A 13,009-nucleotide genomic window follows, 5' to 3' on the forward strand; every position below is an offset into this window, starting at 1 on the left:
CAGGCAGTTGTTGCTGGCTATTGATGTGATAGGTTGAGTATAAATGAGAATCCGTCGCATTTGCAATGCATGCCAGCGAATTAATCACAAATCAGAAGTGGTTAAGAGATTTTTATCAATATTTTCAATGGCTTGGATTCCAGTTTGAGCCATTGCCAGCTCAAGCTCGGCGCGTAGCAGATACAGCATGTGGGCCACGCCCAGCATGCCAGCCACGGCCAATGCATGCATTTGCGGGCGGCCTATCATTACGGCGCTGGCGCCCAGTGCCAAAGCCTTGATCACATCGGTGCCGTAGCGCACGCCGCTATCCATCAGCAGCGGAATATGAGCTGGCGTGGCTGCGCGAATGGCGGGCAATACCTCAAGCGGCGACACAGCCCCATCCAAGACGCGACCGCCGTGGTTAGAGACGACGATGGCATCAGCCCCCAACTCCACAGCTTTGGCGGCTGAGCTGGCAGACAGCACGCCTTTGACGATCAGCGGCAACTTGGTTTGCTCTCGCAGCCAGACCAAGTCGTCCCAAGTGGGCGCGCTTTGGGCCAACGCGGTGCCAAACAGAATGTGCTCGCTCATCAAATCGCTGGTCTGGCGCTGCTTGGGCATGCCGCGGAGATTGGCCGCTTCCACGCCTGGTGGCAGTGGGTAGCTGGAGCGCTTGATGTGCGCATCAATCGTCCAGACCAGCGCCTGATAGCCTGCTGCTTCAGCGCGGCGAATTAACTCAAGCGTGTGCTTGCGCGACGCCTGTTGGTACAGCTGAAACCACAGCGGGCCACTGCGCCCCAGCTCTTGCGCCGTCCTGTGTGCGGCCTTTGCAATTTCTTCCAGCGTGTAGCTGGAGAGCGTGCTGACCACCATGCCGGTACGCATGGCCATGGCGGCGCAAACGGTGTCAAGCTCGCCTTCGGGGTGAGCCAGCTTTTGATAGGCCACAGGGGCCAGCAGCAGCGGCCAATCCAAAGTCTGGCCCAGCAGGTTTTGCCGGGTGTGGGCTTGAGATAAATCGGCCAGTGGCTCTGGGCGTAGGCGAATGCGGTCAAAAGCTTTGCGGTTATGCGCCAGCGTCAGCCCTTGATCGGCACCGCTTTCCAAATGCGCCCAAGCATGGGCTTCCATATGTTCTCGTGCCAATGCAGCGTAGTCGGCCCAATTTCCGATATGGGGTGGAATCTGCGTCAGCGCAGGCTTGACGGGCTGGCCTGTGGCATTCAAGCGTTCAACAGTCATGCTTCAGACCACATGCGAAGGAGGTTGTGGTACGTGCCAGATAGGGCTGCGACTCGCGCGTGCTCGGGCTGCTCTTGCGTGAGTTGCTGAATCGACTGGTCCAGATCAAACAGCAAGCGGCGCTGCTCGGCAGATTTGATCAAGCTGTGCGTCCAAAAAAACGAGGCATAGCGCGTGCCGCGGGTCACCGGGTTGACGCGGTGCAAGCTAGTGCCGGGGTAGACGATGGCATCGCCCGCAGCCAGCTTCACGCTTTGCTCGCCGTAAGTGTCTTGCACCATCAGCTCGCCGCCCTCGTATTCTTCAGGGTCGCTGAAGAAGACGGTGGTGGAGACATCGGTTCTCACCTTGATGGCAGTGCCCGGAATGGTGAAAAAAGCGTTGTCGATATGGTTGCCGTAGCCGTGATTGCCGTCTTTGCCACCGCCTTCATAGCGGTTAAAGCGCGGGGGCAGCACCTTGAGCGGCAATGCAGCAGACATAAATAAGGGGTTGCGGCCCAGCTTGTCCAAAATTAGGTCACCAATTTGCTGACCGGTGGCGCTGTCCAGCGGCAGTTGCAAATTGTTTTTGACCTGTGCGGCCACATGGCCTGCCGTGGTTCGGCCATCTTGCCAAGTGGCGCTCTCCAGCGCCTTGCGGCAGTGACGCACTTCATCGGGGGTCAGCAGAGCAGGGATGCGAAGCAGCATGGTGAGACTTTATGGGGTGTCAGTCTTGGGAAAAAACGTAGCGGCTACCGGTTGATACATAAGCTATTCAAGTCAGTTTGGTATGGAAGTGCTTATGGATAGGGCGCAAGAAGCTATTGTTTTGAACAGTGTGAAATGGCATTACAAAGACTGCAATGCGCCTTCAAGTGCCAAGTGTGCATGTAAAAAGCCCCGCTGGCTGCAACGGCCAACGAGGCTTCGTGTCATGCATTGAAGCAGACCTGCGCTAAATCAAGCGCAGGCGACGTTTCAATTAGTACGTGAACTTGACCGAAGCCACTGCCGAGCGGCCAGCAGCCATGGTGGCGTAGTGAGGCGAGCGCACACCGCTGTAGTACACCTTGTCGCCCAGGTTGTAGACGTTCAGCTGAAAGGCCATGTTCTTGTTGAATTGGTAGGCCATCATGGCGTCAAAGCGTGTGTAACCATTGGCTTGGCGTGTCACAACGCCGCTGCCTGCTGGAGCAGTAGAGGCGGTGTAGCCTTGGTTCACATTGCTTTGGGCAAAGATGCCAAGACCCAATGTCAGCTTAGCCATGGGCTTGTAGCTGGTCCACAGGCTGAAACTGTGCTTGGGTGTATTGGGGAAGGGCAGGCCGTTGGCGACATTGCCCGGGCCCATGTTCTTTTGCTCGCTATCCATGTAGGTATAGCCGCCAAAGACGCTCAGGCCGGGCATGATTTGACCGGTGAAACCCAGCTCTAACCCATTCACAGTCTTATTGCCAGCCATGACGGTAGCGCCAGTGCCGTCGGTAATGCGTGCATTGGTGACTTCGTTGCGGAAGATGGCAGCGGACAGTCCCAGGCGTTTGTCAATCAGGTCCCATTTGGTGCCTAATTCGGTGGAGCGGGTTTTTTCAGGAGCGAGGTCAGCCAAAGCAACTGTGTTCATTGCTTCGTCGTTACCGTTGTTGAGCATGGAGCCGACAGGGCGCGAAGCGGTGCCTACGTTGACGTAGATGCTGCCATTGGTTGCAGGCTTGTAGACCAAGCCCAACTGATAGTTGAACAGGTTGTCGCTGCGGGTAATGTCGTAAGCCGGCGATGGGGTGCGTCCGGTGCTTGCGGGGCCTGCGGCATTGACCTTGTAGTGATCCATGCGGATGCCCGCATTCAATAGCCACTGGTCGTTGAATTTGAGTGTGTCAAATCCATAGATGGAAACAGTGTCTACCTTGTTTCTTGTCGCGTCTGGGTTCCAAGTAATGGGGGTTGTCCAAGCATCACCACTGTTGGGATTGTTCAGCGAGGCGCACCATGGAGCACTGGCCGCATTGCAGGATGTGTTGCTAGGAGTCAAGATGCCAGAGTTTGCCGAATTGACGGTAGATTTTTCCTTGGCCAATTCAAGTCCAACTGAGAAGGAATGGCCGACGCTTCCTGTCTGGGCCTTACCGGTCAATTCGGTGACGTTTTGCAGCGTTGTAATTTCGCTTTGGCGGCCATTGCCACGGCGATACACGAAGCCTCCGATGGCATTACCCTTGCTGTCATCGGGTTGCGTCCAGACATAGTCCTGCTCGCTCTTGCTGTAACGCAAGCTGTTACGAATTTTGTTGGAGTCAGTGAATTTGTGTTCAACCGATGCGGTGAACAAATCACTTTTTTCTTTTTGGTAGTCACGTCCAGTCAAACCGTACCAATTGTCGCGGTTGTTGCCATACGTCGGGCGAATGATTGAGCCACCTGGCAGTGCTGCAGCCCCGGTTTTGGGGATCAGGTAAGGAACACCACCATCGGGCATGTTGTCCGTCTGCAGGTGCTGCCAACCCAGAGTCACTTCGGTTGCAGTGCCCATACCGAATGTGACGGTAGGTGCGAGACCCCAGCGCTTGTTGTCAGGGCCGTTGCGGCCGGGAATGTCGGCACTATGGCCCATGGCGTTCAGACGGAAACCTGTGGTCTCGTTGATCTTGCGGTTGATGTCCAGCGTGCCACGCAGATAGTTGTCGGTGCCCAGACCCACGTCGCCCGAGATGAAGTTTTCGTTCTTTGCCTTCTTGGTGGTCAGGTTGATGGAGCCGCCTGCGCCGCCGCGACCTGCATAGGCCGAGTCAGCGCCCTTAATAACCTCTATGGACTCAACGTTAAACACTTCGCGAGTGCCGGCGGCGATGTCTCGCATGCCGTCCACGAAGGTGCTGGACTGAGCGTCCATACCTCGGATAAAAGGCTGGTCGCCTGTGGGATTGCCGCCTTCGCCGTTACCAAAAGTAATGCCTGGGGTGGACTTTAGTGCTTCTTGCAAGCTGGTGGCGCCAGTCTGCTTGATGATTTCTTCGTTGATGACTTGAACGGTCTTGGGCGTGTCCAGCAAAGGTGCGGTGAACTTGCCTTGTGTACTGGTTTCAGCTTTGAAGCCGCTTTCAGCAGCCGCTTCCACATTCACGGTGGAGAGCGTCGTTTCTTGTTGAGCCATCGCGCTGGCGCCGATCAGGCACAGGCCTGCGGCGATCACGATTTGCTTGAGCTCGCAGCGCAAGCCATTGGAGTCGGTCGGAGTCAGATAGTTATTAAACATGCTTTTGAAGTAGTCAATGGTTTTATGAAAAAGCATGCGGATTCTAGATCTTGTTGATAATGGTTCTTGATTAGATTCTCAGTTGCGCGCTACAAATAGTTGACTCTGTTGCCGCAGGGCAACGCGTTATTTGTGAAATCTAGGGTTTACCTTAGGGCGGAAGCGACTTGCTTACGCCGCAACGTTTTGAAGTGTCTTCATTGCTGCCGAAGGCTTAGCTTTGTTTACGCAAAGTAAAGTAAATGAAAGTGATATGCATTTAGAATTTTGGGCAACTAGAATGCGACACTTGCTGTGAAAGTACGGCTGGGTCGCTTGGCCGCCGGTCAGCCCTATTGGTTTGTGGTTCGACCCGGCTTGGCGGCTCGCACTCCCTGAAAGTTTTTCCATGACAGCGGCTTCCTCCAACGCTCCGCAGCGGGCGTATTGGCTTAAAAAATTGCACGAATGGCACTGGATCAGCTCTGCGATCTGCTTGATCGGCATGCTGCTGTTCGCTGTGACGGGCTTTACTCTCAACCATGCCGGCCAGATTGAATCGAATCCCAAGGTGCTCACGCGTGAGGCGCGACTGCCTGCCGATTTATTGGAAAAACTGCAGCAAGCCCAGAAGTTAAATGGGCAGAGTGCTATTAAAAATGAAGTGGCCTTGCCTGCCGATGTCGATGGCTGGCTGGCGCAGCAAATTAAAGTCAGTGCCAAAGGCTTTGCGGTGGAGTGGAGCGAGGACGAGGCTTATGTCCCCCTGCCTCGCCCCGGTGGCGACGCTTGGCTGCGCGTGGATTTAAAGGATGGTGCTGTGGAGTACGAAACCACAGACCGTGGCTGGATTTCTTATCTGAACGACTTACACAAAGGGCGCAATTCGGGCGCTGCTTGGAGCCTGTTCATCGACATATTTGCCCTGGGCTGCGTGGTGTTTTGTATCACCGGCCTATTGATTTTGAAGATGCACGCACAGCGCCGGCCTATGACATGGCCTATGGTTGGTTTGGGTTTTGTTTTGCCCGCTTTGCTGGTGGTGCTCTTGGTACATTGATCTGGATTTAGAGAAGGAAAAAAGAATGGCGAAGAGGATTTTCAAGACCACGGTGGCGTTGAGCGCCGTGATCGGTCTGCCCGCAATCGCAGGGGGCTTGAATGTGTCGGTCACCGTGCCTCAGCTCCAAGTAGCCGAATATCACAAGCCTTATGTGGCTGTGTGGCTGGAGAAGGCCGATGGCGGCGTGGCAGCCAATCTTTCCGTCTGGTACGACGCCAAGATGAAAGATGGCGAAGGCACCAAGTGGCTCAAAGACATGCGCCAATGGTGGCGCCGCATTGGCCGTGAGCTGAGCTTTCCGGTGGATGGCGTGACCCAGCCCACCAAGCCTGCCGGCACTTACGCCCTGTCTTTTGCCGAAGGCAAGAACCCGCTGCCCAAGCTGGCTCCCGGTCAGTACAAGCTGATGGTCGAAGCTGCCCGTGAAGTAGGTGGCCGCGAGGTGGTGTCTATCCCGTTTGAATGGCCTATGAAGCAGGCCACTAGCCTGAGTGCGACTGGTAGTACTGAGTTGGGTGCTATTAAGTTGAACATCACTCCTTGAGCTTGATTTTCACCACTTGAGGCGCTTTGCGCCTTCCCCTGTGCTTTGCGCAAGGGGACGACGCCTCGCCGCAAGGCGGCTTTTGCTCAGTGTCTCTGAGTTGGATGGTGCCCGATTTCGGCGCTATCCCTTTTTCTGATTTGTCATCCTTTTTTGTTTTCAAGGACCTGATATGAAGTTCAAAACACGTGCTCTCGCTGCTGCCGCTTTGGCGCTAACCGTTTTCGGCGCTCAGGCGCATGACCTGTGGTTCAAGCCCTCCAGCACCGTGCTGTCCAAGTCGGACTGGGTGACTGTGGACGCTGCAGTTTCCAACGATGTGTTCTTCTTTAACCACCGCCCGCTGAATCTTGATGCGGTGAAGGTCACGGCTCCTGATGGTGCGGCGGTTGAGATGAAGAATGTGGCCAAGGGCGAGCTGCGCAGCATGTTCGACTTCAAGCCCGAAAAGACCGGCACTTACCGCGTGGCCATGCAAATGGGCGGCGCTATGGGGTCTTACAAGGACGCCAATGGCCAGACCAAGCGCTTGCGCGGCTCGGTGGATGACGTGGTCAAGCAAATGCCTGCGGACGCTAAGGACGTACGCGTGACTGAGAACCAGCGCCGTATGGAGACCTTTGTGTCGCTAGGCAAGCCTTCGGCCATTACGCTGACGGGCAAGGGCTTGGAGCTCAAGCCTGTGACCCACCCCAACGACTTGGTGGCCAGCGAAGAAGCCACGTTTGAGTTCCACATCGACGGCAAGCCTGCTGCCGATCTGGAGCTGGAGCTGGTGGCCGATGGCATTCGCTACCGTGACAGCGTGGACGCTATGAAGCTCAAGACTGACGCCAAGGGTCAAGTCAAGGTCAAGTTCCCTCGCGCGGGTCTGTTCTGGCTCAATACCGATGCCACCGATAACAAGACCAGCGTTGCCAAGGCGACAGAGCGCCGCCTGAGCTACATCGCCACGCTGGAAGTGCTGCCTTAAAGTTAGCAGCTCTAAGTGCTGTTTTAAGCTTTGATGCCTGAGATGCAAGCAACACGCGCCCGCTTTGGGCGCGTCGTTGTTTCCGCCTGATCTGTTCTGCCCCTAACGAGCCATGACCTCCACACCGCGCGTGCGCTTTGATGCCAGTCTTTGGAAGCTGTCTTCGTCGGCGCAATCTTCAGCGCCCTCAGTACATTCAGCGCAGCCGGTGAACTTTGCTGTGCAGCGCTGGCAGTCAGCCAATTTGCAGCATCAGCAAGATGGGCGTATTCACCGCTTGGCGGGTGAGACGATGGGCTCGCACTGGTCGCTGCGGCTTGCCAATCCTGATTACCTGCCGGTGGAACCGGTGCAAGCCTTACTGAAGCAGGTGTTTGATGAAGTCATTGCCCAGATGAGTAACTGGGAGGCGGATTCGGTCATTAGCCGCTTTAATCAGTCAAAACCCGGTCAAGTCCATTTAGCACCTAGAGAGTTTGCTCATGTTTTAGATGCAGCTTTGCACTGGGCTAAGTTGTCGGGCGCAGCTATGGACCCGAGCATGGGCGCGCTGGTGTCGCTGTGGGGGTTTGGCCCGCGCCAAAATCCGCTGCAGCCTCATCAAGGGCAAACGCCAGCCGTTGAGGTGATTGAGCGGCTGCTGCAAACCAGCGGCTATCAGCACTTGGATTGGAATGCGCAGACCCAGCAGTTGCGCCAGCCGGGTGGGCTGGAACTAGACTTTTGCGGCATTGCCAAAGGCTTTGCCGTGGACTGGGCAGTGCAAAAGCTGCAAGCCGCAGGCTGGGCTGCGGGTCTCTTAGAAATTGGCGGCGAGCTGCGTACTTGGGGTCAGCGCCCTGATGAGCGCGCATGGCAGGTGCAACTAGGTGCGGGCAATGGCACTACAGATGCAGCTCAGCCTTTGGTGGTGAGCATCAAAGATGGCGCTTTTGCGACCTCGGGGGATTTGTGGCATCAGTTCAGCGTGGATGGGCGGCGTTATTCGCACACGCTAGATCCGCGCACGGGCTGGCCCGTGACGCATGATCTGGCCAGCGTCACCGTGTTTCATCCCGAGTGCATGCATGCCGATGCCTTGGCGACGGTGCTCACGGTACTGGGGCCGCAAGAAGGCATGGACTTTGCGCGCCAGCATGCGATTGCGGCGGTGCTGATCTCTCATGCCAATGAGACTGGGGCAAGCACAGCGGTGCTGAAGACGCCAGCCTGGATCAATCAATTTGGGGCATGACTGTGGAATGGATTTTGACGCCAGAGCGTATCTCTGGTGCTATTGGTTTAATAGCTGCTTATGCTGGTCTTTGCTGGGGCATTGCCGCCAAAGTGCGCAAACAGCGCAAGGCAGAGGATGAAGAAAACAGCGCGCCGCAAGGTAATGTGCAAGCACCTGCCGTGTTGGTGGCGTATGCCAGCCAGACCGGGCAAGCCGAAGCGCTGGCCCGTGCCACCGCCCACATGCTGGTCAGCGGCGGTTTGCAGGTGCGCCTGCTGCCCGTGCAAAAGCTGACTGAAGACCTTTTGCAGCAGCACATGCAAAGCCTGTGGGTGTTATCCACCACGGGCGAGGGCGATGCGCCTGATCACGCGTTGGGCTTTGTGCAAGGTCTGCTGGCCTCAAAACTTCAGCTGGAGTGGCACCAAAGTGTGGTGCTGGCGCTGGGCGACAGCGAATATCAAGAGTTCTGCGCTTTTGGCACTGAGGTGCATGAGTGGCTGAAGGCCAGCGCTGAAAACAGCGATTCAAGCAGTGATGCAAACGGCGATTCAAGCAGTGATGCAAACGGCGATTCAAGCAGTGGATCGAGCAGCGAGCTGATCTGCGTAGACAACATGAATGCCCAGAGCCTGCAGGCTTGGCAAGCGCGCGTCGGGGCGCTTCGCCAGCAATTGTTGGGAGAATCCGCTGCGCAGGACTCTGACGCTGACTGGTTGCAAACGCCAGCCAGCGTGCCGTTTGTGCTGGCGCAGCGCCGTTTGCTCAATCCCGGTAGTCAAGGCGGGGCGCTGTACCAGCTCGATTGGGTGCCGCAGGCGGGTGCGTTGCCGCATTGGGAATCTGGCGACCTGGTCTCGCTGTGCGTGCCCGCCGATCCTGAACGTGCGCGGGACTATTCCATCGCTTCTATCGTGGCTGACGGCAGCTTGCAGATGCTGGTGCGCCAAAGCGTGCGAGACGATGGCTCGCCCGGTTTGGCCTCTGACTGGCTATGCCGCGGCATAGCGCTGGGCGATGTGCAGGCGATAACGGTGCGCGCGCACAGCGGTTTTAGGCTGGGTGATAACGCACAACGGCCGCTGATTTTGATTGGCAATGGTTCGGGCCTTGCAGGCTTGCTCAGCCACATCAAAGCCCGCGTGCAGCAGGGCCGCAGCGACCAATGGTTGATGTTTGGCGAGCGCAGCCCTCTGCATGACGCGATATGTGCCGAGCAACTGGCCCAATGGGTGCAAGGCGGTCATCTGGCGCGACTGGATCAGGCTTGGTCGCGCAACAGTGATAGCGGCAAAGAATCGCACTATGTACAGGACTTGCTGCATATCCATGCCAATGAGCTGCTGCGCTGGGTGGAGCAGGGCGCGGCTATCTATGTTTGCGGAAGCTTAAATGGCATGGGTCAAGGGGTACACCAGACGCTGCAAGCCATTTTGGGCGAGGCCAAGGTCGATGCGTTGCTGGCCCAAGGTCGCTACCGCCGCGACGTCTACTGATTGGGGCGGGTACAGCTTGGCGGCTGTTGCCTCAGCCCGGTTTGAGAGCCGCCACCCAAGGCGGCTCATATTGACGGTGTAGCCGCTCTAAAGTGCAGACTCGGGTGGGTTTAGCGGCTCTTAATCACTGGCATTGCTGGCTGTTGACGATGCGCTTGAGCGCTTCGGTATCCAGAATGCGAACGTGGCGCTGCTTGACATCCAAAATGCCATCTTCGGCGAATTTGGAGAAGGTGCGGCTCACGGTCTCGAGCTTGAGTCCCAAGTAGCTGCCAATTTCTTCGCGCGTCATTCGCAGGACCAGCTCTGACTTGGAAAAACCACGGGCGGCCAGGCGTTGCACAAGGTTCAGCACGAATGCGGCGAGGCGCTCTTCAGCGCGCATGCTGCCCAGCAAGAGCATCACACCGTGCTCGCGCACGATTTCTCGGCTCATGACTTTGTGCACATGGTTTTGCAGGGCCGTGACTTCGCGGGAGAGTTGCTCGAGCTTGTCAAAAGGCATGACGCAAACTTCAGCGTCTTCCAGCGCCACCGCATCACAAGTGTGGTGGTCGTTGACGATGCCATCAAGCCCAATAATTTCGCCCGCCATTTGAAAGCCAGTGACTTGGTCGCGGCCATCTTCTGTTGCAACGCTGGTCTTGAAGAAGCCGGTGCGAATCGCGTACAGCGAGGTGAAATCTTCGCCGTTGCGAAACAGCAGTCCACCGCGCTTGATCTTGCGACGCGTGGCCACAATCTCATCAATGCGCTCCAGTTGCTCGTCGTCCAAGCCCATGGGCATGCACAGTTCGCGGAGGTTGCAGTTGGAGCAGGAGGCTTTGATGGTCTGAAGATTCATGGGCTTTAGCTACGGCACTGACAAACTCGGGTGAGAAAATCGCGCCGTTCATAGACCTCGTATTGGGTGATGAGATAGATCAAATTGTCGCAGCACTTGCCTTGATTTCTCTTGATTTTCATCAAGGACAGGGCGAAAGCCTTGGGGCACATTGTTCATATTCATTCAAAACCATGCGCTCCTGCCTCAAGGTGCTGATGTTTAAGGGCTCTGATGGCCTTGTTTTATCAGTCTTTAGTGAGGTGTGTGCGCGCACTGACGAGTAGTTATGACCGCTGTAACGCCCGAATTACTGAACCGCTTTGATATCCCTGGGCCGCGCTACACATCGTTCCCAACAGCCGACCGTTTTGTTGAGGCTTTTGGAGCTGAAGACTACATTTTGGCATTGGAGCAGCGAAAAGCACACACCGGTGCGCTTGCTTTGCCACTGTCCGTCTATGTGCATGTGCCATTTTGCGAGTCCCTTTGCTACTACTGCGCCTGCAACAAAATCGTGACCAAGCACCACGAAAAAGCGGCGGAATATTTGGACTATCTGGCGCGTGAGTTAGCCATGCACACCGCGCACTGCGGCAAGGGTCAGCTGGTCAGCCAGTTGCATCTGGGTGGCGGTACACCCACTTTCTTCAGCGATGCCGAGTTGCAACAATTGATGGCGCTAATGCGCGAGCATTTCAAGCTCGATGCAGCGGGCGAGTATTCGATTGAGGTCGATCCACGCACGGTCAGCAATGAGCGCCTGAAAGTGCTCAAGGACATGGGCTTTAACCGCCTGAGCTTTGGCGTGCAGGACTTTGATCCGGCGGTGCAAAAAGCGGTGCACCGCGAGCAGCCAGCCGAGCAGGTGTTTGCGCTGGTGGCTGAGGCACGACGCTTGGGTTTTGTGTCCATCAATGTGGACCTGATCTATGGTCTCCCTAAGCAGACACCAGAGTCGTTTGCGCGCACGCTGGCTCAGGTCAATGAGCTGAGGCCGGATCGCATTGCGCTGTATGCCTATGCCCATCTGCCAGAGCGTTTCAAGCCACAACGCCGCATTGAATCTGCCGATTTGCCTATGGGGCAGGACAAGCTGAACATGCTCTCGGGTGCGATTGATGCCTTCATGAGCGGCGGCTATGTGTATGTGGGCATGGATCACTTTGCGCTGCCCACTGATTCACTGGCTATTGCTAAGCGCCAAGGGCGTTTGCATCGCAACTTTCAGGGTTACAGCACCCAGCCAGACTGCGATTTGATTGCACTGGGTGCGTCGGCTATTGGCAAAGTTGGTGCGACTTACAGTCAAAACGTAAAAACACTGGAAGAGTATTACGACGCGATTGATGCCGGTGTATTGCCTGTTCAGCGTGGGCTGGCGCTTTCGCGAGACGATCTGGTGCGCCGCGCCGTCATCATGTCCATCATGTGCCAGGGGGCAGTTCTGTTTGAGCCTATGGAGCAGGCTTGGCTGATTAGCTTCCGTGAATATTTTGGAGGCGAGTTGGCTGAGCTCAAGGACATGCAGGCCAATGGCCTGATTGAGTTGTCTGATGAAGGCTTCAAGGTCACGGGTCTGGGCTGGTTTTTTGTGCGCGGAGTTGCCATGTTGTTTGACCGCTATTTGCAGGCAGACCGTACCCGCGCGCGGTTTTCACGCATCATCTGACGCATGTTGTTTGCGCTGGTTTGGACTGCTTTGATCATGGGGCTTGTAGGTGGCCCCCATTGCCTTGTGATGTGCGCTGCACCATGCAGCGTGGTCACGCGCGCTAGACCTGCTGGGGTGAGCACTGGAGTCAATGCCGAACAAGTCATTGCGTTGCACAGCTTGCAAAAATGGCAATGGCTGCGTACCAGCTTATTTCATTTGGGTCGTATTGCCGCTTATGCCTTGCTGGGCAGTCTGGCGGCTGTCGCCATGGAAAGTCTGGCTTGGTTGACGAATCAAGCCGTAGCGCTGCAGCAGCTGTGGGCGCTGATGCATGTGGCCGTGATGGCATGGGGCCTTGCCATGCTGGTGCAGGCGCGCCAGCCCATGTGGCTGGAGCGTGCTGGGCGCTCTGTTTGGAGTCGGGTCCAACCTGTGGTGACTGCGCCTGGCGGCAGTTTGGCTGCAGGCTTTGCTTGGGCTTTAATGCCTTGCGGCTTGCTGTATTCGGCAGTACTGGTTGCCGCTTTAAGTGGGGGCGCATGGCAAGGGGCTTTATCCATGGCAGCGTTTGCCGTGGGGGGCGCTGTGTGGCTGCTGCTGGGCCCTTGGCTGTGGCGTCTGGGGCAGTCGCATGTCAATGCATTGCGAGCGCAGTGGGGATGCAGAATGGCGGGCTTGATGCTGATGGGCGTTGCAGCATGGGCGCTATGGATGGATTTGGTCTACAGGCCCAGTCTTTGGTGTCGATAAGTCAATCGTGCTGGTTTGACTGTGGGTATTTGTCTCCC

Annotated in this window: 11 protein-coding genes; 7 read left to right on the plus strand and 4 right to left on the minus strand. The window is 56.5% G+C overall.

Annotation, left to right across the window (positions count from 1 at the left end; genetic code table 11):
- Nucleotides 1-84 precede the first annotated feature (84 nt).
- From KUF54_RS05065 to KUF54_RS05075, 3 genes are all read right to left on the minus strand, one after another.
- Nucleotides 85-1,218: an alpha-hydroxy acid oxidase gene (locus KUF54_RS05065; protein ID WP_219346276.1), complete on the minus strand. Its 1,134-nt coding sequence runs from the start codon at nt 1,216-1,218 to the stop codon at nt 85-87.
- An 11-nt stretch (nt 1,219-1,229) separates the two neighbouring features.
- Entirely contained in the window at nt 1,230-1,925 is a 696-nt protein-coding gene (locus tag KUF54_RS05070) for a Fe2+-dependent dioxygenase (RefSeq protein ID WP_219345578.1), read from the minus strand.
- Nucleotides 1,926-2,199: 274 nt separating this feature from the next.
- Nucleotides 2,200-4,470 (minus strand): TonB-dependent siderophore receptor, encoded by a 2,271-nt coding sequence (locus tag KUF54_RS05075; RefSeq protein WP_219345579.1) that lies wholly within the window; start codon nt 4,468-4,470, stop codon nt 2,200-2,202.
- Nucleotides 4,471-4,858: 388 nt separating this feature from the next.
- On the opposite strand from KUF54_RS05075, the gene KUF54_RS05080 reads away from it, so the two are divergent.
- From KUF54_RS05080 to KUF54_RS05100, 5 genes are all read left to right on the plus strand, one after another.
- The gene (locus KUF54_RS05080; protein ID WP_219345580.1) at nt 4,859-5,509 is read left to right on the plus strand and encodes a PepSY-associated TM helix domain-containing protein; all 651 of its coding nucleotides are present in this window, start codon (nt 4,859-4,861) and stop codon (nt 5,507-5,509) included.
- A 25-nt stretch (nt 5,510-5,534) separates the two neighbouring features.
- Entirely contained in the window at nt 5,535-6,056 is a 522-nt protein-coding gene (locus KUF54_RS05085) for a DUF2271 domain-containing protein (protein WP_219345581.1), read from the plus strand.
- A 172-nt stretch (nt 6,057-6,228) separates the two neighbouring features.
- The gene (locus KUF54_RS05090; RefSeq protein WP_219345582.1) at nt 6,229-7,029 is read left to right on the plus strand and encodes a DUF4198 domain-containing protein; all 801 of its coding nucleotides are present in this window, start codon (nt 6,229-6,231) and stop codon (nt 7,027-7,029) included.
- 112 nt (nt 7,030-7,141) lie between these two features.
- Complete coding sequence (locus KUF54_RS05095) at nt 7,142-8,263, plus strand: FAD:protein FMN transferase (protein ID WP_219345583.1); 1,122 nt, start codon at nt 7,142-7,144, stop codon at nt 8,261-8,263.
- Nucleotides 8,260-9,741 (plus strand): sulfite reductase subunit alpha, encoded by a 1,482-nt coding sequence (locus tag KUF54_RS05100; RefSeq protein ID WP_219345584.1) that lies wholly within the window; start codon nt 8,260-8,262, stop codon nt 9,739-9,741. The genes KUF54_RS05095 and KUF54_RS05100 overlap by 4 nt, the downstream gene beginning before the upstream one ends.
- 124 nt (nt 9,742-9,865) lie before the next feature.
- Here KUF54_RS05100 and fnr read toward each other — a convergent pair whose 3' ends face one another.
- Nucleotides 9,866-10,585 carry a fumarate/nitrate reduction transcriptional regulator Fnr gene (fnr, locus tag KUF54_RS05105; RefSeq protein ID WP_219345585.1) on the minus strand — a complete coding sequence of 240 codons (720 nt, stop codon included), beginning with the start codon at nt 10,583-10,585 and terminating at the stop codon, nt 9,866-9,868.
- A 268-nt stretch (nt 10,586-10,853) separates the two neighbouring features.
- Between fnr and hemN the strand changes: the two genes are divergently transcribed.
- Together hemN and KUF54_RS05115 are read left to right on the plus strand one after the other, a co-directional pair.
- On the plus strand, nt 10,854-12,236 hold the full coding sequence (gene hemN / locus KUF54_RS05110; protein ID WP_219345586.1) for an oxygen-independent coproporphyrinogen III oxidase: 1,383 nt from the start codon (nt 10,854-10,856) through the stop codon (nt 12,234-12,236).
- 3 nt (nt 12,237-12,239) lie between these two features.
- The gene (locus KUF54_RS05115) at nt 12,240-12,971 is read left to right on the plus strand and encodes a sulfite exporter TauE/SafE family protein (protein WP_219345587.1); all 732 of its coding nucleotides are present in this window, start codon (nt 12,240-12,242) and stop codon (nt 12,969-12,971) included.
- Nucleotides 12,972-13,009: the final 38 nt, after the last annotated feature.

Origin of the sequence: Comamonas sp. Y33R10-2 (genome assembly GCF_019355935.1) — a bacterium.
Classification (GTDB): domain Bacteria; phylum Pseudomonadota; class Gammaproteobacteria; order Burkholderiales; family Burkholderiaceae_C; genus Comamonas.